Origin of the sequence: Xanthobacter sp. YC-JY1 (assembly GCF_021730305.1) — a bacterium.
In the GTDB taxonomy this organism is placed as follows: Bacteria; Pseudomonadota; Alphaproteobacteria; order Rhizobiales; family Xanthobacteraceae; genus Xanthobacter; species Xanthobacter flavus.
In genome coordinates this window covers 4,833,235-4,856,699 of sequence record NZ_CP032674.1, presented here as the reverse complement: position 1 = coordinate 4,856,699, position 23,465 = coordinate 4,833,235, and the positions used below count along the sequence as shown (strand labels likewise).

Below are 23,465 nucleotides of genomic sequence, written 5' to 3'. Positions count from 1 at the left end.
GCCCGGCCCCGGCCGGTCTATCCCGGTCCCGAAGACGGGTCCGAACCCAATAGGGAGGCACGAGCGACGCCGATGGCCACCAATACGCCGGCGAGCGACGATCCGAAGGCGGAGAACTTCTCCTCCCGACCGCCCCGCACCCCGCCCACCCTCGACCTGAAGGCGCAGGAAATCGCCCGCGCGCCGGTTACGTCCGAGCCGGCCGCGTCCGGCACGCCGGCTGAAGAGCCCGTGGCGGCCCCCGCTTTGGCCGACGCTTCCGTCGGCACTGACGCCCCCGAGAAGAGCGCCGAGCAGGTGGCCGAGACCGAGGTGCGGCAGGACGGCGACACGCCGGCCGACCCCCCGCCCCCGCCGCATTCGGCTCCGGAAGCACCCCGCAAGGGCGGCGGCGGCACCGTGTTCGCGGCGCTGATCGCCGGCCTTATCGGCGGTGGCGCGGCGGCCGGCGGGCTGTGGTACGCCCTGCCCATCCTTTATCCCCCGGCCCCGGTGGCCGCGCCGAAGGTCGATCTGTCGCCGCTGCAGTCGCGCATCGCCGCGCTGGAGGCCCGGCCCGCCGTCGATCCCCGGGCCATCGCCGCCCTCTCCGAGCGGCTCGATCGCGACGAGGCCGCGCTCAAGGCCGTGCAGGACGCCCTCGCCGGGCTGAAGACCGCGCCCGCTGCCGCGCCGTCCGCTGCCTCGGCAGCTCCGGCCATCCCGCCGGCGCTTGTGAAAAGCGTGGACGATCTCAAGACCGCCGCCGAGCAGGGCCGCGAGGCGCTGGCCGCCTTGCGCCGCGACGTGGATGCGCTGAAGGGCAGCGACAGCGCCCTGCGCACGGCGGTCGCCGCCGCCACCACCGGAACCCGCGAGGCCGGTGCCAAGGTGGAGGCTCTGGCTCCTAAGGTCGAGGCTCTGGCCCCGCAGGTGCAGGCGCTCATCGGCGCCACCCAGTCGCTCGCTCCGCAGGTGCAGGCCCTCGCCACCCAGACCCAGGCCCTCGGGCCGCAGGTGCAGGGGCTGGAGAAGCAGGCCGAGGCCATCGGCCCGCGCTTCGACGCTCTGAAGAAGCAGATCGAGGAGGCGAGCGCCGCCGCCACCCAGTTCAACCGCACGGCGTCCAGCCTCGTGGTGGTCGCCGCCTTCCGCGATGCGGTGGTCTCCGGCCGCCCCTTCGCCGCCGAACTCGCCGCCGCCCGCGCCACGCTCGGCGCCAATGCCGGCCAGCTCGACGCCTTCGCCGCGGCGGCGGAGAAGGGCTTCGCGCCCTCCGCTGCGCTCGCCGCCCGCCTCGCGCAGGAAGGGGCCGCCGCGCTCGGCGCCGCCGCCCCCGCCCCGAGCGATGCCAGGGCCTCGCTGGTGGACCGCCTGATGTCCTCGGCCGAAAGCCTCGTGAAGGTGCGCCCCGCCACCGGCCCCGGCTCGGTGGATTCGGAAGGGCTCATCGCCACCGCCGTCACCCAGGTGCGCGCCGGCCAGCTCGACGAGGCCCTGAAGACGCTGAAGCAGCTGCCCGAAAGCGTGCAGCAGCGCCTCGCCGTTCTCCGCGACATCGAGGCGCGGGCCGCCGCGGTGCGTGCCGCCGGAACTCTCTTCCAGCAGCAGCTGGCCGCCATTTCGGGGAAGGTGCCGTGATCCGCCTCGTCCTGCTCCTCATCCTCCTCGCCGCTGCCGCCTTCGGCGTCTCCTGGCTCGCCGACCGGCCGGGCGAGATCGCCGTGGTGTGGGAGGGCTGGCGGGTGGAGACCACCGTGCCGGTGGCCCTCGCCGTCATCGCGGTCGTCTCCGGCGTGCTGCTGCTGCTCTGGCGGCTGCTGTCGCTGCTCGTGCGCTCGCCCAAGCTGATCGCCGCCTTCTCCCGCCGTCGCAAGCGCGAGAAGGGCTGGCAGGCGGTGTCGCGCGGCCTGCTCGCGGTGGGCATCGGCGACAATGCCGCCGTGCGTCAGGCGCGCCATGACGCGGCGCGGCTCCTGCCGCACGAGCCGCTCACCCATCTCCTCACCGCCCAGGCCGCCCAGCTCGACGGCAAGCCGGAAGTGGCCATCGCCGCCTTCCGCGCCATGGTGGACGATCCCTCCACCCGCCTCCTCGGCCTGCGCGGGCTGCACATGGAAGCCCGCAAGGCCGGCGACAAGGCCGCCGCCTATGCCATCGCCGAGGAGGCCGCCTCGGCCGCCCCGACGCTCGGCTGGGCCGCCGATGCGGTGATCGAGGCGCGCTGCTCCGCCGGGGATTATGCTGGCGCCCGCGCGGTGCTCGAACGCCAGATGGCGCAGAAGGGCATCGACAAGGCGCAGTACAAGCGCCGCCGCGCCGTGCTGCTCGCCGCCGAGGCCATCGCGCTGGAACAGACCGACCCGCTGGTCGCCCGCGAGAAGGCGGTGGAGGCGGTGCGCCTCGCGCCCACCCTCGTGCCCGCCGCCGCCTGCGCCGGCCGCCTGCTGGGCGCCGCCGGAGAGCTGCGCAAGGCGGCGAAAATCGTCGAGACGGCGTTCGCCGCCAACCCGCATCCGGAACTCGCCGACGTGGAGGCCTATCTGCGCCCCGGCGATGCAGCCCTCGACCGGCTGAAGCGCATCCGAACCCTCGCCAACCGGGCGCCGTCCCAGCGGGAAAGCGCCATCGCGCTTGCCCGCGCCGCCATCGATGCGCAGGAGTTCCGCCAGGCCCGCCTCGTGCTGGAGCCGCTGCTGGACGATCCCAGCCAGCGCGTCTGCCTGCTGATGGCGGAACTGGAAGCGGCCGAGCACGCAGATATCGGCAAGGCGCGCGAGTGGACCGCCCGCGCGGTGCGCGCCAATCGCGATCCCGCCTGGATCGCCGATGGCGTGGTCTCTGACCGCTGGGCGCCGGTCTCGCCGGTGTCCGGCCGGCTCGATGCCTTCGTGTGGGAGGTGCCGCCCGGCGTCTCCGCGACCCCGATCCTGGAGCACGAGGCGGAGCGGGTGAAGGCGGCGATTGCCGCCGTGCGCGCCAGCGAGGAAGCCAAGGTCGCCGAGAAGAAGATCGCGGAGCAGAAGCTCGCCGAGAAGAAACTGGCCGAGCTCAAGGCTGCGGAGCCCAAGCCGGCCGAGTCCGCGCCGGCCGCTTCGGCCGAAGCTGTGGCTGCCGGGGCGCCGGTGGTCGTCGTCGAGGCGCCCGCGCCTGTCGCGACCGTCGCAGCGAAGGCGCCCGAGCCCAAGGGTCCCGAACCCAAGGCCGCGGAGCCGGTGCCGGTCATCCTCGCCCCGCCCGCCGGCAATGGCGCGGACGCCCGCGGCCGGTCGCGGCAGAACGGAAAGCCCGAGACTGGAAAGAAGGCCGACGCCATCGTCGCCTTGCCGCCCTTGCCGGATGATCCCGGCCCCGAGGCGGACGCGACGGAGGAGCCGGACCCCAGTTCCAAGTCCCGCCGCCTTATGGGGCTCTGAGCGCAGGTTTTTTCTTGAAGCCTGAAGACCCGCCGCCGAGGCCTTTCCCTTCTCCCCTCTCGGGAGAAGATGGCGCGCGGCGTATGCCGCGCGGCGGATGAGGGGGCTGGCGCCGGTCCTCGCAGGACGCGGCAACCGGAGAGGCATACCCCTCACCCCGGCCCTCTCCCGCCCAAACTCGGCTGTTGCCGAGTTTGGCTCGTGGAGTTTGAAGCCGGCAATCGCCGGCTTCAAGGGAGAGGGGGCGCTAGCGGATGGTATGGCTCTCCCACGGCGGATGAGGACGCCGGTTCCGGTCTTCACGGCGGTGCGGCGAAGGGGAGAGAGGCCCCCGAGAGTCCCCTTGCATCGGCCCCTCGATCAGCCTTCGCCTTGTGGCCGCCCCGCGCCGATGCTATGCGGCCCGGATGACCGCCACCGCCCAGAAGCACATCCGCAACTTCTCCATCGTCGCCCATATCGACCACGGGAAGTCGACCCTCGCCGACCGCCTGATCCAGATGACCGGCGGGCTCTCCGAGCGCGAGATGACGGAGCAGGTGCTCGACAACATGGATATCGAGCGCGAGCGCGGCATCACCATCAAGGCCCAGACGGTGCGCCTCTCCTACAAGGCGCTGGACGGCGAGACCTACGTCCTCAACCTCATCGACACCCCCGGCCATGTGGACTTCGCCTATGAGGTGAACCGTTCGCTTGCCGCCGTGGAGGGTTCGCTCCTGGTGGTGGACGCCTCCCAGGGCGTGGAGGCGCAGACGCTGGCCAACGTCTACCAGGCCATCGACAACAACCACGACATCGTGCCGGTCCTCAATAAGGTGGACCTGCCCGCCGCCGAGCCGGAGAAGGTGAAGGCGCAGATCGAGGACGTGATCGGCCTCGACGCCTCCGACGCCATCGGCATCTCCGCCAAGACCGGCCTCAACGTCGATCAGGTGCTGGAAGCCATCGTCACCCGCCTGCCGCCGCCCATGGGCGACCGCGAGGCGCCGCTGAAGGCGCTGCTGGTGGACAGCTGGTACGACACCTATCTCGGCGTGGTCGTGCTGGTGCGCATCGTCGACGGCGTGCTCAAGAAGGGCCAGCGCATCAAGATGATGGGCTCCGGCGCCGTCTATGACGTGGACCGCGTGGGCGTGTTCACCCCCAAGATGGTGGTGATGAGCGAGCTGGGCCCGGGCGAGATCGGCTTTCTCACCGGCTCCATCAAGGAAGTGGCGGACACCCGCGTCGGCGACACCATCACCGAGGACAAGCGCCAGACCGACGCCGCCCTGCCGGGCTTCAAGCCGGCCCAGCCGGTGGTGTTCTGCGGCCTGTTCCCGGTGGACGCGGCCCAGTTCGAGGATCTGCGCGCCGCCATGGGCAAGCTGCGCCTCAACGACGCCAGCTTCTCCTTCGAGATGGAGACCTCCGCCGCGCTGGGCTTCGGCTTCCGCTGCGGCTTCCTCGGGCTCCTGCACCTGGAGATCATCCAGGAGCGGCTGGAGCGCGAGTTCAATCTCGACCTCATCGCCACCGCCCCCTCGGTCATCTACCAGATCGAGATGACGGACGGCACGACCATCGATTTGCACAACCCGGCCGACATGCCGGACGTGGTGAAGATCGAGGAGATCCACGAGCCGTGGATTCGCGCCACCATCCTCACCCCGGACGATTATCTCGGCTCCGTGCTGAAGCTCTGCCAGGACCGGCGCGGCAACCAGATCGAGCTGACCTATGTCGGCGCGCGCGCCATGGTCACCTATGACCTGCCGCTCAACGAGGTGGTGTTCGATTTCTACGACCGGCTGAAGTCCATCTCCAAGGGCTACGCCTCGTTCGACTACCAGATCACCGAATACCGCCCCGGCGACCTCGTGAAGATGTCCATCCTCGTCAATGCCGAGCCGGTGGACGCCCTCTCCATGCTGGTCCACCGCACGCGGGCCGAGGCGCGCGGCCGGGTGATGTGCGAGAAGCTGAAGGATCTCATCCCCCAGCATCTGTTCAACATCCCCATCCAGGCCGCCATCGGCGCCAAGATCATTGCCCGCGAGACCATCAAGGCCCTGCGCAAGGACGTGACCGCCAAGTGCTACGGCGGCGACATCACGCGCAAGCGCAAGCTTCTGGACAAGCAGAAGGAAGGCAAGAAGAAGATGCGCCAGTTCGGCAAGGTGGAGATTCCGCAGGAAGCCTTCATCGCCGCGCTGAAGATGGACGAGTGAGGCTGAGCCTCACTCCGCCGGCATCGCCTTGGCCCGGGCGCGGGGCTCTTTCCCCGTTCCCGCCTGCGCCGTCCGCGCCTTTCCCTTCCGGCCCACGCGTCCCTTGCGCTTCATCCACCACACCGCGACGCCGGTGATGGCGAGGCCGGCGATCACCACGCCCATCACGGCGATGATGATGCGCCCCGTCAGGCCGAAGACGCGGCCCGAATGGATGGGGAACTGGAGCTGGATGAAGACATCCCCGGCCGTGCCCACGCCCGGCAGGCTGGCACTGCGGAAAGCCCCGGTGGCACCGTCGAAATAGAGCCAGCGCCTGTCCATGGGGTCGTCGTGATCGCCGAAGGCGACGCCGAACACCCCATAATGGGGCGAGTAGAAGATCTCGCCCGCCGGCTCCTGCCAGCCCCGTCCGCGCGCCTCCTTCAGCCCCGCCTCCAGCACGGTATCGAAGGAGAGGGTGCGCTCGCGCAGGGGCGCCAGCGGTCCGCCGGAGAAGGGCGTGGGCGTGAGCTTCGAGACGAGGCCCACCACCGGCTCCACCACCTCCTGCCGCAGGTTCATCGCCACGGAGGAGAGCGCGAGGGCGATCAGCACCACGAACAGCCAGAGCCCGGCCGCCCGGTGCAGGTCGATATTGAGGCGGAAGGCGCTGCCGCCCTTGATGGTGAAGGCGGATCGCCATTTGGTGAGGAACGGCCGCCCGCGCGGCAGGGTCAGCGCGAAGCCGACGAAGCCGTCCACCAGCCAGAGCAGCGCCACCCCGCCCATGAGCAGCGTGCCATAGATGCCGGGCAGGCTCAGATTGTGGTGCAGCTCATAGAGGAAGGGCATGATCTTGAGCGCGGAGAAGCAGCACGCGCCCCACAGGCGCGCCGCCAGCACCTCGCCGCTCACCGGATCCACCAGGAAGGTATCCGCCGGGATCGGCACCGGCTCGCCCGTGGCCGGATCGATGCGGCCGAGAGCTGCGACCTCCGCCGCCTCGCCGGCTTCGTGGGGCAGCGACAGGTACCAGACACGAAAGTCGGGATGGCCGGCCTCCACCGCCCGGGCCAAGGCGTCCGGCGACAGCGGCGTGCCCAACGCGGTGGCGCGGTAGGCGGAGGGGTTCAGCCACTCGTCCAGTTCGTGGTGGAAGGCGAGGATGCTGCCGGTCAGCCCGGCGATCACCAGGAACAGCGCGGTGGACAGGCCGAGGATGCGATGCGCCCACACCAGCCCCGGCCGTAGGCTGAAACGCTTCGCCGGCGCCGGCTTTGCCCCGGGGCTCACCAGCGATAGCGCACGGAGGCGATCACCGAGCGTCCCTGCTGCCAGTACCAGTAGCCCTCGTTCAACAGCGCGTTCTGCTGCCCGAAGACGTTCTTCGCGTTCAACTGGAAGTTCCAGTTGCCCTTCTCGTAATAAAGCGCGGCATCCACCGGATATTGCGCGCCGTTCTTGTAGAGATTGTTCGTATCCGACCAGAACGGGCCGATATAGCGGATGCCGCCGCCCACGCCGAAGCCTTTCCAGTCGCCATCCTGCACGGTGTATTTCGCCCAGAGCGAGGCGATGTGCGCGGGCATGTTGGGCGGCGTGTTGCCGATGGTCGGAACATCGAGGCTGTTGATGATGCGGCCCTGGGTGAAGGTGTAGGCGGCGGTCAGATCAAGCCCCTGCGCCAGCTCCACCAGCGCCTCCGCCTCGAAGCCACGCACGCGGACATTGCCCACCGGGAGGTAGAAGAAGCTCACCGGGTCCGGCACGGCGTAATTGTTCTGGGTGATCTGATAGGCTGAGAGGGTGAAGAAGCTGCGCCCGCCCTTGGGCTGATACTTCACGCCCGCCTCGTACTGCTCGCCGCTGGACGGCTCCAGAAGCTGGCCGCTCTGGTCCACGTTGATGGAGGGCAGGAAGGACGTCGCGTAGCTCACATAAGGCGAGACGCCGTTCTCGAAGGCATAGAGCAGCCCGGCCTGCCAGGTGAAGGCCTGGTCGTCGCGGCCGGCGGTCTCGATGCCGAAGCTGCTCTGGCTGGTGGAGGCGAAGTCCTGCCGCCCGCCGATGAGGAAACGCCAGCCGTCGCCGAACGCCATCTGGTCCTGAAGATAGAGCCCGACCTGATTGAGCCCCGCGCCGTCCCGCGAGGTGATGGCTGGCATGACCAGGAGGTTGGGCACGTTGGGGTTGAAGATGTTCACGTCCCCTGCCGGTCCGTCGCCCATGCCGTAGGAGCTGTCCAGCCAGAGATAGTCCACGCCCCCCAGCACCTTGTGCTCGACCGGGCCGGTGGTGAACTTGGCCTGCAACTGGTTGTCGGCCTGGAAGCTGTCCACGGTCTCGATGTAGTTGGCCGCCGTCATGGAGATGAGCGGGCCGGTCACGACACCGTTGGCGTCCATCCACAGGCTCTGGTTGTCGATGTGGCCGTAGCGGACGTTCTGCTTGGCGCTCCACACGTCGTTGAAGGCGTGCTCCAGCTGGTAGCCGATCTGCTCCTGCGTCTGCTGGATGGAGTTGTAGGTGGTCCCCATGGGGATGCGGGTGAGCGTGGTGGGGGTCTGCCAATACTGGGTGTTGGACGGCACCCGGCTGTCGAGCACGTTGGCGAGGATGGTGAGGCGCGTGGTGTCGTTCTGGAACGTCACCGATGGGGCGAGGTAGAGGGCGTTGTTGGTGGTGTAGCTCACGGTGCCGTCGGCGGCGCGGGCGAGGCCGGTGAGGCGGTAGAGCACGCTGCCGTCCGCATTGGCACGGCCGCCCACGTCGAACGCGGCCTGCGACCAGGCCGGGTCGCCGAGCTGCGCCTCCACTTCCGCGAAGGTCTTGTCTACCGGCATCTTGGAGATGCGGTTGATGAGGCCGCCCGGCACGGTCTGGCCGTAGAGCACGCCGGCCGGTCCCTTGATGACGTCGATGCGCTCGAGGCCGTACGGGTCGGTGCGCCAATAGGCGAAATTGCCGGAGAGTTGGGACAGGCCGTCGCGGAAGTCGCCCCGCGAGGTTACGGCGAAGCCGCGGATGTAGATGTCGTCGAACCGCGGATCATACCCGTAGGCGCCGGTGAGCACGCCAGCGGTGTAGGAGACGGCATCCACCACGTTCTGCACCGCCCGGTCGTCCATCTCCTGCCGCGTCACCACCGAGATGGAGCGGGGCGTCTCGATGAGCGGCGTGTCGGTCTTGGTGCCGGCGCCGGAGCGGGTCGCCACATAGCCCTCCACCGGCCCCCAGGCGGTCTCGGCCACGCCCTCGACGTTCACCGTGGGCAGCGCGACGGACGGCGCCGCCTCCTGTGCCTGCGCCATGCCGAAGCTGACGGGCACGATCAAGGCGGACGTGGCGAGCAGAGATCTGGCCGTAAGCGCAATGGTCGAGAATGGGTTTCCGGCGAGACTATGCCGGCTTTTGCGACCCAAGGAGCCCTTGTTCCGGCGGCGATGGTCGTACGGATGAGGTGTAAAGACGGGCATCGCGGGGCTCGACGCAATTGAGGCGACTTCCTGCTCTTTTATTAATCGGATACCGCTGGGGCAATATGCGGGGGATGATGTCGGGTAATATTGGATTGTCTCAAAACGATAACTGTTCTGATCTTCCCCGAGAATCGAAATAGACTAATTCCAGCTGATGCCGTTTCCTCCTTGCGGCGCGACGGGCTGGACGGGTCGCGCGGGCCGTCGTGGCACGCCTTGTGCTTTGCTCACCGCGACGCGGCCGCCTGGTCCATGCCTGTGGTCGGCAAGGGGGAAGAGATGGATTCGAGCCTGCATGCGGCTCCCGCGGTGCCGGCCGGCTACGGGCTGGAGACGGTGGTGCGCCACACCTATGAGCGCACCCGCACCGACACGTCGGGTGCGCTCGCCGACTACATTCCCGAACTGGCGCTGGTGGACCCCGATCGCTTCGGCATTGCCGCCGTCTCGGTGGAGGGGGAGGTGGTCTCGGTGGGGGATGCCGACGTGGCGTTCACCATCCAGTCGATTTCGAAGGCATTTGCCTTCTGTCTCGCCCTCGAGGTGGCCGGCCGCGAAAAGGTGCTCTCCCGCGTCGGGGTGGAGCCTTCGGGGGATGCCTTCAACGCCATCGTCTTCGATGCCGAGACCAACCGGCCCTTCAACCCCATGGTGAATGCCGGGGCCATCACCGTCTCGGGCCTGCTGGTGGAGCATCTCGGCGCGGAGGCGCTGGATTTCGTTCTGGACCGCTTCTCCGCCGCGGCCGGGCGGCGGCTGGTGGTGGACGAGGCGGTGTTCCGCTCGGAGGCCGAGACGGCGCACCGCAACCGCGGCATCGCCCATCTCCTCACCAGCGCCGGCGCGCTCACCGCCGGGGTGGACGCGACGCTGGACCTCTATTTCCGCCAGTGCTCCATATTGGTGACGGCCGGCGATCTCGCCCGCATGGGGGCGACGCTCGCCAATATCGGCGAGAACCCGCTCACCGGCACGACGGCCTTCGCGGTGGATGCGGTGCGCTCAACGCTCGCCGTGATGTTCACCTGCGGGATGTACAATTTCGCCGGCAACTGGGCCTTCGACGTGGGCGTTCCGGCCAAGAGCGGGGTGGGCGGCGGTATCCTCGGGGTGGTCAACCGCCAGCTCGGCATCGCCACCTATTCACCCCGGCTCGACGGGCGGGGCAATTCCGTGCGCGGCATCGCCGCCTTCCGGGAACTGGCCGAGGAACTGGGCCTGCACCTGTTCGACCCCACCAACCGGGGGTCTGCCATGCTCACCGCCTTTGGGCGGTGAGCTGATCACTGTGATTTCGCCGCCTTCGGGCGGTGAGCTTTTCAGGATGCTTCAGCGCCGTCGGGCGCTTGGCGCGAAAGAGGGCGCGTGGCCCCTCAGGTCACGCGCAGCGCACGTAGACCATGGTGCCGTAGCGCTTGGCCACTTCCGGGTCGACGAACTTCAGCACCAGGATGTTGTTGTCGAAGCGCACCACCTGACGGTCGCGCTCGCCGCCGGCCGGGTCGTCGGGCGGACCGATATAGACCGGGCCGTTGCCCACCTGCTTGGAGACCAGCTCGGTCAGCTTGTTGTCGTCGGCGAGATACATCATCACGCCGCCATTGGTCCCTGCGGTAATGACGTAGGGCTGGTTGCCGCAGGAGGCCTTGGCCTGGGCTTCGGTGCGCGTGGCGTCGTCCGGGCGGTGGTAGGCGGCAAGGCCCCAGCGGCCGACGAGGCGGTCGGGCGGGATCGGGCTGGTATAGACCGGGCGCGCGGCCGGCGGCGGCGCGGAGGGGGTCGTCTCGCAGCCGGCGAGGCCGAGGGCCAGCACGGTGAGGGCGGCGCCGGCCAGCGCGGCGCGCGGCCGCCCGAAGGCCGTCCATCCGAAAGCGGACCGCCCGAAAGCAGACTTGGATCCCGCAACCATCTTCGTCATGTGCTTTCCGAGGCCTCCCGCCGCCTGGAACAAGAATGCGACCACCCAGACAGTCGCCTGACCATAAAGGCTTGCGCCGTCGTCGTCGATGCCGTCTGCATCCGCCCCCGTCCGCCGTCAAGCCTCAGCTCCCAAAGAGCTTATCCCACGGCTCGTTACCGCTTTGCTAGCTCCCTGATTGCTGCAGCGCGCCTTGACGTTGGCCGGGCGCGCCCTTATCTCCGCGACGAGCTTGGCACTCTTCATTCGGGAGTGCCAGAACGGCGGGCCAGTGCCCGCGCTCCCCTCGAAGAGGTAACGACCCATGTCCTTCCGTCCTCTGCACGACCGCGTGGTCGTCAAGCGCATCGAAGCCGAGCAGAAGACCGCCGGCGGCATCATCATCCCCGACACCGCCAAGGAAAAGCCCCAGGAGGGCGAGGTGATCGCGGTGGGCGCCGGTGCCCGTGACGAGAGCGGCAAGCTCGTCCCCCTCGACGTGCAGGCCGGCGACCGCGTGCTGTTCGGCAAGTGGTCCGGCACCGAGGTCAAGATCGACGGCCAGGATCTGCTCATCATGAAAGAAAGCGACATCCTCGGCGTCATCGCCAAGTGAGCTTGGCCAAGTGATGTGCCGTGTGAGTTGCTGAGCCGCTCCACAGAAACAGAATCATAAGGAGGCCGTCATGGCTGCCAAAGAAGTGAAGTTCTCTTCCGACGCGCGCGAGAAGCTCCTGCGCGGCGTCGATATCCTCGCCAACGCCGTAAAGGTCACCCTGGGTCCCAAGGGCCGCAACGTGGTGATCGAGAAGAGCTTCGGCGCCCCCCGCATCACCAAGGACGGTGTGTCGGTGGCGAAGGAGATCGAGCTCGAGGACAAGTTCGAGAATCTCGGTGCCCAGCTCGTGCGTGAGGTCGCCTCCAAGACCAACGACCTCGCCGGCGACGGCACCACCACCGCCACCGTTCTGGCCCAGGCCATCGTGAAGGAAGGCGCCAAGTCGGTCGCCGCCGGCATGAACCCGATGGATCTGAAGCGCGGCATCGACCTCGCCGTCGCCGCGGCCATCGCCGACATCCGCGCCCGCGCCAAGAAGGTCTCCTCCTCCGCCGAAGTCGCGCAGGTCGGCACCATCTCCGCCAACGGCGATGCCTCCATCGGCGAGATGATCGCCGGCGCCATGCAGCGCGTGGGCAACGAGGGTGTCATCACCGTCGAGGAAGCCAAGACCGCCGAGACCGAGCTCGAAGTGGTCGAGGGCATGCAGTTCGACCGCGGCTATCTCTCTCCGTACTTCATCACCAATGCGGAGAAGATGATCGCCGATCTGGAAGAGCCCTTCCTCCTGATCTTCGACAAGAAGCTCTCCGGCCTCCAGCCGATCCTGCCGGTCCTTGAGGCCGTGGTGCAGACCGGCCGTCCCCTCGTCATCATCGCCGAGGACGTGGAAGGTGAGGCGCTCGCCACCCTCGTGGTCAACAAGCTGCGCGGCGGCCTGAAGGTCGCGGCGGTGAAGGCCCCCGGCTTCGGTGATCGCCGCAAGGCGATGCTCGAGGACATCGCGATCCTCACCGGCGGCACCGTGATCTCCGAGGATCTCGGCATCAAGCTCGAGAACGTCACCATCGCCCAGCTCGGCCGCGCCAAGAAGGTCATCCTCGAGAAGGAAAAGACCACCATCGTGGACGGCGTCGGCGAGAAGGCCGACATCGAGGCCCGCGTGAACCAGATCAAGGCGCAGATCGAGGAGACCTCCTCGGACTACGACCGCGAGAAGCTCCAGGAGCGTCTGGCCAAGCTCGCGGGCGGCGTCGCGGTGATCCGCGTCGGCGGCTCGACCGAGGTCGAGGTGAAGGAGAAGAAGGACCGCGTTGACGACGCGCTCAACGCCACCCGCGCTGCGGTGGAAGAGGGCATCGTCCCCGGCGGTGGTGTTGCCCTGCTCCGCGCCAAGGCGGCGGTGGAGAAGGTCACCTCCGACAACGCCGACATCAAGGCCGGCATCAAGATCGTCCTGCGCGCCCTCGAGGCCCCCATCCGCCAGATCGCCGAGAATTCCGGCGTGGAAGGCTCCATCGTGGTGGGCAAGGTGCAGGAGTCCAACGATCCGTCCTTCGGCTTCAACGCCCAGACGGAAGAGTATGTGGACATGATCGCCGCCGGCATCGTCGATCCGGCCAAGGTCGTGCGCACCGCCCTCCAGGACGCCGCCTCCATCGCGGCCCTGATCGTCACCACCGAGGCGCTCGTCGCCGAGCTGCCCAAGCGCGACTCCGGCATGCCCTCCATGCCCGGCGGCGGCATGGGCGGCATGGGTGGCATGGACTTCTGAGGAAGTCCGCGCCGACCGGAATGTTAAGTGCCGAAGCCGGCAGCGCCGGCTTCGGTGGTGGCATGGACTTCTGATCCATCCTCCGGTCCAGAAATGAGAGAGGGCGCGGCTTCGGCCGCGCCCTTTTCTTTTGGGCTGTGCGGTACAGACGAGCGATGGGGCGACGCTGCTCCCCTCTCCCCTTGCGGGAGAGGGGCTGGGGGTGAGGGGGCTGCCTCCGCATGTCCGATGTCGGTTCGGGCGGCGCGATACCCCTCACCCCGGCCCTCTCCCGCAAGGGGAGAGGGAGCCCCCCTCACGTCCCGCAGAACGTGCGATACCCCTCCATGGACGGCGGCAGCCCCGCATAGGCGGTGAAGTCGGGCTGATCCGCATAGGGCCGCGCCAGCACCGTGTTCAGCCGCTCGAAGGGGCCGAGGTCGCCGCGCTCGATGGCGGCGGCGATGACTTCTTCCACCAGATGGTTGCGGGGGATGAAGAGCGGGTTCACCGCATCCATCCCGGCGCGGATGTCGGCGCCGGATCGGCCGGTCTCGGCGAGGCGCGCGCGCCAGCGTTCGGCCCAGGCGTCAAAGGCCGCCCGATCGAGGAACAGGTCGCGCACAGGCCCGCCCGCGTCCTCGTCCTCCGCCAGCGCGCCGAGGCGGCGGAAGGTGAGGGTGAAGTCGGCCTTGGAGCCGTTCATCACGTTGAGGAGGTCATGGGCGAGGGCCACATCCTCTTCGCTGGCCTCCGGCAGGCCGATCTTGGCGGCAAGCCCGGCGTGGTAGGCGGCATAGAAGCGCGCGGGGAAGGTGCCCAGCGCCGCATTGGCGGCGGCGATGGCGGCCTCGCGATCCTCGCCCATGATGGGGATCAGGCACTCGGCGAAGCGGGCGAGGTTCCAGTGGGCGATGTCCGGCTGGTTGCCATAGGCATAGCGCCCCATCTCGTCGATGGAGGAGAAGACCGTGTTGGGGTCGTAGGCGTCCATGAAGGCGCAGGGGCCGTAATCGATGGTCTCCCCGGAGACCGACATGTTGTCCGTATTCATCACCCCATGGATGAAGCCGACGCACAGCCAGCGCGCCACCAGCGCCGCCTGCCGGCCGATCACGCCGTCCAGCAGAGCGAGATACGGGTTCTCCGCCCCCACGAGGTCGGGATAGTGGCGGGCGATGGTGTAGTCGGCGAGCTGCTTCACCGCGTCGAACGCCTTGCGGGAGGCGAAGAACTGGAAGGTGCCGATGCGGATGTGGCTCGCCGCCACCCGCGCCAGCACGCCGCCGGGCAAAGCGCGATCGCGCACCACGCGCTCGCCGGTGGTCACTGCCGCCAGCGCTCGCGTGGTGGGAATGCCCAGCGCCGCCATGGCCTCGCTGACGATGTATTCGCGCAGCACCGGCCCGAGCGCGGCCCGCCCGTCGCCCCGGCGGGAGAAGGGGGTGGGGCCGGAGCCCTTGAGCTGGATGTCGCGGCGCAGCCCGTCCCGGCCCACCACCTCGCCGAGCAGGATGGCGCGGCCATCCCCCAGCTGCGGCGAGAAATGGCCGAACTGGTGCCCGGCATAGGCGAGCGCGATGGGCTCCGCCCCTTCCGGCACCGCGAGGCCGGCGAACACCGCCACGCCTTCCGGCGTCGCGAGATCGGCGGGGTCGAGGCCCAGCAGCTCGGCCAGCGCGGTGTTCACCTTCACCAGCGCTGGCGCCTCCACCGGGGTGGGCAGGACGGGCGCGTAGAAGCCGGCGAGGTCGCGGGCATAGGAATTGTCGAACGGGAAGGCAGGGCCCGTCTTGAGGGTCGGCTGTGTGGTGCTCATGGGGCAATCTCCGCCGGGCTCGAAATGGGCAGTCCCGGACCGAACGATGGGAAAAGCCTGCCGGGTTCGTCCCGGTGTGTCCAGATTTGCGGTGTCGTCATGCCCGGGTTAGTCCCGGGCATCCACGTCGGGCCGATGGAGCGGTTAGCCCGGAATGTGTGCCCGGCCGGGCCACGTGGATGGCCGGGACAAGCCCGGCCATGACGGGGGTGCGGGGTGGACGTGCTGCCCGCGCCGGATGATCGTCCGAACACGGGCTTAAGCCACGGCGTAGAGCGGATGCTCGCGCCGCAATTCCTCCTGCAGCACCTCCTCCACCTTCTGCAGCGCCGGCGGGCGGGCGCCGGGGCGGGTGTAGAGCAGGAATTCCATGTCCGGCAGCGCCGCGCGGTCGAGGTCAGCGACGACGGCGAGGTCCGGCCGAAGCGCCCGGGGCGAGCGCACGGTGACGCCCATGCCCGCCCCCACCGCCGCCATCAAACCGGGCAGGCTGGGGCTGGTGAAGGCGATGCGGAACGGCCGCCCCGCGGCGTTGAGCGCGGCGATGGCGGCGGTGCGGCAGCTGCACGGGTGCTCGAACAGCACGAGGGGCACCGGCGCCTCCCGGTCGAGGCGCAGCTGTCGCGCCGCGATCCAGACCATGGATTCGCGCAGCAGCAGGGAGGCCGGCAGCTCGCTCTCGCTGCGGAAGCCCACGGCCACGTCCAGCTCCTCGGCGCGCAGCATGTCGAGCATGTGGGTGGTGGTGCAGACGCGCACGGTGATGGGCGCCTGCGGGAAGCTGGCCGAGAGCCGGTAGAGGATGCGCTGGAGCACCTGCTCGCCCACATCCTGCACGAAGCCCAGGCGCAGCGGCTGGGCGAAGGCGCCGTGGACGTGCTGGGTGAGGATGCGGTCATTGAGGTCGAGGAGACGCCGCGCGTCCTCCAGGAAGGCCGCGCCCCGCGGCGTGGGCGACACGGCCCGCCCGCGCCGCTCCAGCAGCGAAAAGCCCACCGCCTCGGCGAGGCGATCCATCTGCAGGCTCACCGCCGACTGGCTGCGACCCACCTTGCGCGCCGCCGCGGAGATGGAGCCGAGGTCGGCCACGGCGGCGAAGCTGCGGATGAGGTCGAGGTCGAGATTGCGGATCATGATATGAGATTAGCAAAACTCTGGGATTTTAGAATTCAATTTTTCTCATGAGTTGGGGCGGCGTACAAGCAGCCATCGCGGCCGAAGTCATCGCGCCGATGGAGGAAGAGATGCCCATTCTGAACGTGCAACTGTCCGGCGCCCCGGATGCCACCCTCGCGGCGACCGTCGCCGCCACCCTGTCCGATCTCACCGCCCGCACCCTGCGCAAGGACCCCAAGGTGACGGCGGTGTCGGTCTCCTTCGTTCCGGCGGAGCAGTGGTTCGTGGGCGGGGAGCCGCTGTCGGCGAAGGGGCGTTCGTCCTTCTCCCTCGACATCCTCGTGGTTGATGGCACCAACACCAAGGACGAGAAGGCCGCCTATCTGGAAGCGGTGTTCGCCGCCATGTCCGGCCTGCTGCCGAACCTGGACGAGGAGAGCTACATCCTCGTGCGCGAGGTGAAGGCCGATGCCTATGGCTATGGCGGGCGCACGCAGGAAAGCCGCTATGTGGAGAAGAAGCTCCGGGCGGCGTGAGCCCTTTAAATCAAAAGGGCCGGCGTGGTGCGCCGGCCCTTGAACCCTTGAAGATGAGCGTGGCTCGCCTCACTTGCCGGCGAGCAGCGGCGCCAGTTCCTTGTCCCACTCGGCAATGCCGAGGGCGCCGGAGACCTTCTTGCCGTTGATGAAGAAGGTGGGGGTCGCGTTCACGCCCAGCTCCTTGTTGGCGTAGAGGGCGCTTTCCTGCACCTTCTCGCCGAGCTGCTGGTCGGTGAGGCACTTCTCGAAATCGGCCTGGCTCATGCCGGCCTGCTTGGCCACGGCGAGGAGGCCGGCGGCCGGATCGGTGCTGTAGGCCCAGGTCTTCTGCGTCTCGAACAGGGTCGAGACCATCGGGAAATATTTGTCCTCGGGCATGCAGCGGGCGAGCATGAAGGCGGCGGTGGCCACCGGCTCGAACGGGAATTCGCGGAAGATGAAGCGCACCTTGCCGGTGTCGATGTACTTCTTCTTCAGCTCGGGGAAGGTGCCGGTGTGGAAGGCGGCGCAGTGGCTGCAGGTCATCGAGGCATATTCGATGACGGTGACCGGCGCCGTGGCGCTGCCCAGCGCCTTCTCCGGCAGCGGGCTCGCGGCGGGCGCGATCAGCTTGGCCTGCTCCACCGTCTGGGCCGCGGCCGGATCAAACGAGAGGGGCAGGCCGAGCCCGGCCGCCAGCGCGGCGAGACCTGCGGTGACCAGGAAACGGCGGCGATCGACAATCATGGACATCTCCGAATGGTCCGGCGGCTGGCGACCGGGCTTTCCCGATCTTGGCCGCATCGCCGGTTCCGTTAGGGCATCAGAATAGGAAACGGGGTCAGTCCGGCGCTGCACCGCCGAACCTGCATGAGAGCTTTCGCGCTCTATCATGTCGCCCTTATGGCGGGAAAGGCCTGCGCCGTCCGGCCGAGATAACGGACCGGTGAACGCCACCGGCGCGTCGCGCGCCTCAGCCGCCGCTCCGCTCGCGCCGCACCAGCGCGCCGAGCTTGGCGAGGGAGTCCGCCAATGCCTCGTCCTCGAAGGTGCCGATCTCTTCGTTGAGCTCCTGCCGCACGGCCGCCACCGCCGCCTTGTCGGGCTTCGGCGGCACGGGGGGCGGCGCGTGGCGCGGGGGCACCGGGCCCTGGCGCAAAGTGAGCCGGCCGACGCAGCGCCAGCCGAAATAGGCGTTGATTCGCTCCACCACCACGCCGGCGGCATATTGCAGCTCGATGGCGTAGGCGCCCTCCACCCGCACCACGAGGGTCGCCGCCGCCCCGTCCTCCCGCGGCCATTGCAGCTTGAGGGGGATGCAGCGGGGCGCGAGGTCGGGGCCGACGATCTCGTCCCAGTGGGTCACCACCTCCACCACCGAGAAGCCGGCGCGGCCGCACAGGTCGCTGATCCCCGGCGCCACGAAATCGGCGAGGGGGCGCGGGCCACGATAGCGGCGGGTGAAGTTGGACGTGTTCAAGGCGTCTCCGGCGAACGGATGGGAATGGTGGACGATGTGGTGCCGGAGCCCCTTGCCCCGGCACGCGGGCGCGGCCACCTTGGCCGCATGACATCCTCCCCCGCCGCACGCGCGGCCGCAAGCGGTGCCCAAAAGTCCGGAACCGCAGCCCCGGCCCCCGCCGCGCTCCTCGCCTGGTACGACCGCCACCGCCGCCGCCTACCCTGGCGCGCCGAGCCGGGCCGGCAGGCCGACCCCTATCACGTCTTCCTCTCCGAGATCATGCTCCAGCAGACCACGGTGAAGGCGGTGGGCCCGTATTTCACCGGTTTCCTCGCCCGCTGGCCGACGGTCTCCCACCTCGCCGCCGCGCCGCTGGAGGAGGTGCTCTCCGCCTGGGCGGGGCTCGGCTATTACGCCCGTGCCCGCAACCTGCATGCCTGCGCGCAGGCGGTGGTGGCGCGGCATGGCGGTCGCTTTCCGGACGACGAGGCGGCGCTGCTCGATCTGCCGGGCATCGGCCCCTATACGGCGGCGGCCATCGCGGCCATCGCCTTCGACCTCAAGGCGAGCCCGGTGGACGGCAATATCGAGCGCGTCGTCTCACGGCTCTATCGGGTGGCCGAGCCGCTGCCCGGCGCCAAGCCGCGCATCAAGGCGCTCGCCGCCGCGCTGACGCCCGCTGAGCGACCGGGCGATTTCGCGCAGGCGATGATGGATCTCGGCGCCACCATCTGCACGCCGCGCTCGCCCGCCTGCTCGCTCTGCCCGTGGATGGAGCCGTGCGACGCGCGGGCGGCGGGGGATGCCGCGCTCTATCCGGTGAAGGCGCCCAAGGGCGACAAGCCGAAGCGGGAGGGCGTCGCCTTCCTCGCCGTGCGGGCGGATGGCGCGGTGCTGCTGCGCACCCGGCCCGACAAGGGGCTTCTGGCGAAGATGACGGAAGTGCCTTCCACCCCCTGGGGGCCGAAACCGGAGGCGCCGGAGGGCCACGCGCCGCTCAAGGCCCGCTGGCGGGCGCTGCCCGGCGCGGTGGAGCACGTCTTCACCCATTTCGCGCTGACGCTGAAGGTGCTCCGCGCCGATCTGCCGGCCGGAATGCCGGCCCCGGAGGGCCACCGCTGGGTGACGCCGGATAGGTTTGATGCGGAGGCGCTGCCCTCGGTCATGCGCAAGGTGCTGGCGCACGGGGGCGTGGAATGAACCAAATGCCCGTGAGCCTGACTCACGGGCATTTGGTCGAGCCCGCGCGGCGCTTGAGCGTAACCCACTCGGTCTCGGTCAAACACCGAGACCGATGGTCAAGAGATTATTCGGCCGCGATGCCCATCTCGGCCCGCAGGCGGGCGCGCAGGATGTCGATGGGGTGGCGCCGGCCCGCCTCTTCCACATGCCAGAAGGTCCAGCCGTTGCAGGCCTCCGCCCCCTGGGCGAGGGCGCCGACGCGATGGATGGAGCCCACGTTCGGGCTGTCGGCGAGCGAGATGGTGCCGTCCGCCCGCACCACGGCGCGGAAGCGGCCCTTGGCGTCGGTGAGTTCGGCGCCGGGGGTGACGAGGCCACGCTCCACCAGCGCCGAGAAGGCGACACGCGGGGCCTCCCGCGCGCTCGGCGGGGCAACCAATGCCTCTTCCGACAGCGGCTCAACCGCGTCGATGCGCTGGCGCGCCGCCTCGGCATAGGTCTCTTCGCGCTCGATGCCGATGAAGGACCGCCGCAGCCGCTTCGCCACCGCGCCCGTCGTGCCGGAGCCGAAGAAGGGGTCGAGCACCACGTCGCCGGGCTTGGTGGAGGACAGGAGCACGCGGGCGAGCAGCGCCTCGGGCTTCTGGGTGGGGTGGAGCTTGCGGCCCTTCTCGTCCTTCAGCCGCTCCTGCCCGGTGCAGAGCGGGAAGAGCCAGTCGGAGCGCACCTGCACATCCTCGTTGCCGGCTTTCAGTGCCTCGTAATTGAAGGTGTATTTCGAATCGGCGCTGCGGGCGGCCCAGATCAGGGTCTCGTGCGCATTGGTGAAGCGCCGGCCCCGGAAGTTGGGCATGGGGTTCGCCTTGCGCCAGATGATGTCGTTGAGGATCCAGAAGCCCAGATCCTGCATCAGCGCGCCGACGCGGAAGATGTTGTGATAGGAGCCGATGACGAAGAGCGTGCCGTTGGGCTTCAGCGCCCGCCGCGCGGCGAGCAGCCAGGCGCGGGTGAAGGCATCATAGGCCGCGAAGCTCTCGAACTGGTCCCAATGGTCGTCCACCGCGTCCACGCGGCTTTCGTCCGGCCTCTTCAGCTCGCCACCGAGCTGGAGGTTGTAGGGCGGATCGGCAAAGACGAGATCGACCGAGCCGGCGGGCAGGGCCGCCATGCGGGCGATGGTGTCGCCGATCAGAATTTCATTGAGGGGGAGAGCGCGGTCCGAAACCGCTCCCCGAGGTGCGGCCGGTGTGGCCGCCAAGGGGGCGATTGCGGGATACTCCGGACGACATTGACGCGCCGTCCGCCCGGCCGCCCCCTTGGCCACACTACGCATGACGCAACCCTACGCAACGCTTACTCACGATCGTGAGAATGGCGGCAATGGGTTAAGGGCGGGTGAAGGGGAGGGGGTGCTGGTTGATCGATTTCAAATTCGGTAGGCTAAGCGAGCGCTAAGATTCGATTTTCATGTCAATTTTGGGGATGGGCTCTTGCAGAACGCGCTTACCATAGAGCGGAAGGTTGGCGGCGGCTTTGTTCTCGACGAAGCTTCGATACGAAGGCTCGTTGAATTTTTGCATAAAAAAATGAATCTACCGCTGTCATTATCTATGACACTCAGCGATTCAACTACTATAATTTGCCCGTCAATAGACGCTCTTTTGTCAGATAACCATATAGAAAGAAGTTATATAGACGCATTTAAAATAGAATCATTGTATTCAGATTTTAAATTGATCATTTCGTTTGATGTAAATAGGAGTATACCGATACGGCTATACGTTAGCGGAGATCGAGATCGCTCAAAGTCAATTTATAATGAAATAATTGAAGAAATTGATTCAATTAGGATGTGGTATTCTCCTTTCATTCTTAGTCAATATGAAGTTTCTCTATATTCCGGATTATCTTTTGTCTTCGCTTTTAGCTCAGCATCGTTCATTTTATTTTACAAATTTTACGATCTTATAATGAATCAAGTTGGTACTCTATTTTTCCTATGTATGATGACATTATCTGCAATTTTTGACCCGATAAATAGATTTTTATTTCCTCCGCTTATCGTTAATATCGGACGATCTTCTATTAAATATAATAACAAAAATAGACTAATAAATTTTGTATTGTTCTCCGTAATTGTTTCTATACTTGTCAGTATTGTTTCAAATTATGTTTATGATAAAATTAAGTAATGAAATCGAATCTTGTTTAGACCTTTCATATAGAGATTTCCTGCACCTATCGCGTCACGGCCTTCACGATGGCCTCTGCCACCAGTTCCGCCATGCAGGCGCGGCCCTCGGCGGGGGAGCGGGCGGAGGACTGGAGATAGGAGGTGGCGCCGTATTGCTGCACCACGTTCATGCGCTCCCTGTCCGACACCGCATCGATCTGCCTCACGATGCGGCCGTAGAGGTGCTCGTGGTCCACGCCCGGCACGAAGGGCGGGTCGATGAGGACGAGGTCGATGTTGCGCCCGCGCAGCCAGTCGGCCGCCTGCTCCAGCGTGTGGGCGAAGCTTTCCGGATCGGTGGCGGCGAGCGCGTCGGCGGTGCCGACCTGCCAGATGATGAGGTCCGGCTCCACCCGCTCCACGGCCGAGCGGATGCGGCCGAAATCATCCCGCGCGAGGCCCTGCGTCGCGCCCTCGTCGATGATGGTGAAGGTGATGTTGGGCAGGCGGCGGCTCAGCTCTACCTCAAGGCGGCTGCGCTTCTTGTCCGACAGCGCCTGACGGTCGGGCTGGGGGCCGATCATCAGGATGCGCACGGGGGCCGAGCGGTCCACCAGCCGCTCGGTGCGGCCGAGATCGCTGTCGAAGGTGAGGAAGATGTCCGGCACCCGGCAGGCGGTGGAAATGGCGGCCCCGGCCGCGAGCGGGCACAGCAGCACCCATGCGGCGAGAACGGCGCCGGCTGCGCGCCTCACTGCCCGTGCGCGAATGCCGGGGCCGGAGAAGCGGCACCGGGCGTCGCCTGGAGGGATGACGCCTGCGTCGGCTTGCGGCCGCGCGCCTGCCATTCGAGTGCCCATGCGAGGGACCACTGGAGCGAGAAACCTGCGGCAACGATTAGCAAATCCACGGCCAGCGCGCCATCGACCAAGGGGCGCACCACCTGCGCGCCCAGGCTGAGCACGGTGCCGAGGCAGAACACCGGCAGCGCGTGGCGGCCCATGAGGATCAGCGGCGCGGCCGATCCGCTCTTCTTCAGCCAGGCTTCCAGCGGCAGGCGCGACACGCAATAGGCCAGCGCCAGCACGTGCAGCAGGCGCGGCAGAGCGAGGTTGGTCTTGTCGAAATCCCACAGGAAGGGCGGCACGGGGGAAAGATCCGGCGTTACCGGATAGCCGAGCACCGCCCACACCAGCGCCACCAGTAGATAGAGCGGTGCGGCGACATCCAGCACCCGGTGGGCGGCGGAGCGCAGGCCCCGGTCCATCAGCGCGCCGATCACGAGGCCACAGGTGAACAGGAGCTGCCACGCCAGCGGATTGAAGAACCAGCCGCCCGGCCCGGGCCATACCGGCAAGGCGAGATCGGCGATCTGGGTGACGAGATAGAGCGTGAGCGAGACCACAAGGGCAAGGCCCAGGCTGCGCCGCGCCAGCAGCAGCAGGATCGGCGCCAGCAGTAAAAGCCCCACATAGAGCGGCAGGATGTTGAGATAGCCCGGCTGGTAGGTGAGCAGCCCGATGCCCACGAGGGATTCCAGCGGATATTGCGGGATGATGTCGAGGTGCATCCATTCGAGCATGCGCTCGTCGCCGGTGAGCACCACGAAGCCGCCCACCACCACCACCGACATCACCACCAGTACCAGATGGGCGGCATAGAGGGTGAAGGCGCGCATCCACACCCTTGCCGTGGTGCGCACGCGCTCGCCGGCGGAAAAAGGCCGCAGATAGGCAAAGGCGGCGGAGATGCCGGCGAGGAAGACGAACAGCTCGGCCGCGTCCGAGAAGCCGAAATTGCGATAGGTGAAGCCGCCGAAGACGTGGCCGGGAATATGGTTGATGAAGATCGTCAGCAGGGCGAAGCCCCGCCAGAAATCGATGCTCACCAATCTTTGCCCGCTCTGCGACACGCCCA

At 67.7% G+C, this 23,465-nt stretch carries 18 protein-coding genes; 8 read left to right on the top strand and 10 right to left on the bottom strand.

Features of this window, described 5'->3' with window-relative positions:
* The first annotated feature begins 72 nt into the window (after window positions 1–72).
* The 3 genes from D7006_RS22815 to lepA all read left to right on the top strand — a co-directional run bounded on the left by D7006_RS22815 (window position 73) and on the right by lepA (window position 5,608).
* On the top strand, window positions 73–1,620 hold the full coding sequence (locus D7006_RS22815) for a hypothetical protein (RefSeq protein ID WP_237354675.1): 1,548 nt from the start codon (window positions 73–75) through the stop codon (window positions 1,618–1,620).
* Window positions 1,617–3,395: a heme biosynthesis protein HemY gene (locus D7006_RS22810; protein ID WP_237354674.1), complete on the top strand. Its 1,779-nt coding sequence runs from the start codon at window positions 1,617–1,619 to the stop codon at window positions 3,393–3,395. The genes D7006_RS22815 and D7006_RS22810 overlap by 4 nt, the downstream gene beginning before the upstream one ends.
* Before the next feature lie 407 nt (window positions 3,396–3,802).
* Window positions 3,803–5,608, top strand: a complete 1,806-nt coding sequence (gene lepA, locus D7006_RS22805) for a translation elongation factor 4 (protein WP_169121990.1) — start codon at window positions 3,803–3,805, stop codon at window positions 5,606–5,608.
* A 9-nt stretch (window positions 5,609–5,617) separates the two neighbouring features.
* On the opposite strand, the gene D7006_RS22800 is transcribed toward lepA, so the two are convergent.
* Together D7006_RS22800 and D7006_RS22795 are read right to left on the bottom strand one after the other, a co-directional pair.
* A complete protein-coding gene (locus D7006_RS22800; RefSeq protein WP_237354673.1) occupies window positions 5,618–6,883 on the bottom strand; it encodes a PepSY domain-containing protein in 1,266 nt (421 codons plus the stop codon).
* Entirely contained in the window at window positions 6,880–8,919 is a 2,040-nt protein-coding gene (locus D7006_RS22795) for a TonB-dependent siderophore receptor (protein ID WP_237356978.1), read from the bottom strand. The genes D7006_RS22800 and D7006_RS22795 overlap by 4 nt, the downstream gene beginning before the upstream one ends.
* 429 nt (window positions 8,920–9,348) lie before the next feature.
* Here D7006_RS22795 and glsA point away from each other — a divergent pair, with 429 nt between their 5' ends.
* Entirely contained in the window at window positions 9,349–10,347 is a 999-nt protein-coding gene (gene glsA, locus D7006_RS22790; protein WP_169121987.1) for a glutaminase A, read from the top strand.
* Between the two features lie 100 nt (window positions 10,348–10,447).
* Here the strand turns inward: glsA and D7006_RS22785 are convergent, their stop codons facing one another.
* The gene (locus tag D7006_RS22785; protein WP_229645552.1) at window positions 10,448–10,987 is read right to left on the bottom strand and encodes a hypothetical protein; all 540 of its coding nucleotides are present in this window, start codon (window positions 10,985–10,987) and stop codon (window positions 10,448–10,450) included.
* 304 nt (window positions 10,988–11,291) lie between these two features.
* On the opposite strand from D7006_RS22785, the gene groES reads away from it, so the two are divergent.
* Window positions 11,292–11,582: a co-chaperone GroES gene (gene groES / locus D7006_RS22780; protein ID WP_024281106.1), complete on the top strand. Its 291-nt coding sequence runs from the start codon at window positions 11,292–11,294 to the stop codon at window positions 11,580–11,582.
* Between the two features lie 70 nt (window positions 11,583–11,652).
* Window positions 11,653–13,299: a chaperonin GroEL gene (groL, locus tag D7006_RS22775; RefSeq protein WP_029556584.1), complete on the top strand. Its 1,647-nt coding sequence runs from the start codon at window positions 11,653–11,655 to the stop codon at window positions 13,297–13,299.
* 295 nt (window positions 13,300–13,594) lie between these two features.
* Here the strand turns inward: groL and D7006_RS22770 are convergent, their stop codons facing one another.
* Together D7006_RS22770 and D7006_RS22765 are read right to left on the bottom strand one after the other, a co-directional pair.
* Window positions 13,595–15,097 (bottom strand): YdiU family protein, encoded by a 1,503-nt coding sequence (locus D7006_RS22770; protein ID WP_237354672.1) that lies wholly within the window; start codon window positions 15,095–15,097, stop codon window positions 13,595–13,597.
* A 258-nt stretch (window positions 15,098–15,355) separates the two neighbouring features.
* Window positions 15,356–16,231, bottom strand: coding sequence for a LysR substrate-binding domain-containing protein (locus D7006_RS22765; protein WP_169121985.1), 876 nt, complete (start codon window positions 16,229–16,231; stop codon window positions 15,356–15,358).
* 110 nt (window positions 16,232–16,341) lie between these two features.
* Between D7006_RS22765 and D7006_RS22760 the strand changes: the two genes are divergently transcribed.
* Entirely contained in the window at window positions 16,342–16,749 is a 408-nt protein-coding gene (locus D7006_RS22760) for a 4-oxalocrotonate tautomerase (protein WP_237354671.1), read from the top strand.
* A gap of 69 nt (window positions 16,750–16,818) precedes the next feature.
* Here D7006_RS22760 and D7006_RS22755 read toward each other — a convergent pair whose 3' ends face one another.
* Both D7006_RS22755 and D7006_RS22750 read right to left on the bottom strand, forming a co-directional pair.
* The gene (locus D7006_RS22755) at window positions 16,819–17,478 is read right to left on the bottom strand and encodes a DsbA family protein (RefSeq protein WP_024276938.1); all 660 of its coding nucleotides are present in this window, start codon (window positions 17,476–17,478) and stop codon (window positions 16,819–16,821) included.
* A 226-nt stretch (window positions 17,479–17,704) separates the two neighbouring features.
* Window positions 17,705–18,211 carry a DUF721 domain-containing protein gene (locus D7006_RS22750; protein ID WP_229645556.1) on the bottom strand — a complete coding sequence of 169 codons (507 nt, stop codon included), beginning with the start codon at window positions 18,209–18,211 and terminating at the stop codon, window positions 17,705–17,707.
* 87 nt (window positions 18,212–18,298) lie between these two features.
* Here D7006_RS22750 and mutY point away from each other — a divergent pair, with 87 nt between their 5' ends.
* Window positions 18,299–19,393, top strand: coding sequence for an A/G-specific adenine glycosylase (gene mutY / locus D7006_RS22745; RefSeq protein ID WP_371745137.1), 1,095 nt, complete (start codon window positions 18,299–18,301; stop codon window positions 19,391–19,393).
* Between the two features lie 106 nt (window positions 19,394–19,499).
* On the opposite strand, the gene D7006_RS22740 is transcribed toward mutY, so the two are convergent.
* From D7006_RS22740 to D7006_RS22730, 3 genes are all read right to left on the bottom strand, one after another.
* Window positions 19,500–20,708, bottom strand: coding sequence for a site-specific DNA-methyltransferase (locus D7006_RS22740; RefSeq protein ID WP_305852689.1), 1,209 nt, complete (start codon window positions 20,706–20,708; stop codon window positions 19,500–19,502).
* Between the two features lie 905 nt (window positions 20,709–21,613).
* On the bottom strand, window positions 21,614–22,303 hold the full coding sequence (locus D7006_RS22735; RefSeq protein ID WP_237354669.1) for an SGNH/GDSL hydrolase family protein: 690 nt from the start codon (window positions 22,301–22,303) through the stop codon (window positions 21,614–21,616).
* Window positions 22,300–23,436 carry an OpgC family protein gene (locus D7006_RS22730; RefSeq protein ID WP_237354668.1) on the bottom strand — a complete coding sequence of 379 codons (1,137 nt, stop codon included), beginning with the start codon at window positions 23,434–23,436 and terminating at the stop codon, window positions 22,300–22,302. The genes D7006_RS22735 and D7006_RS22730 overlap by 4 nt, the downstream gene beginning before the upstream one ends.
* Window positions 23,437–23,465: the final 29 nt, after the last annotated feature.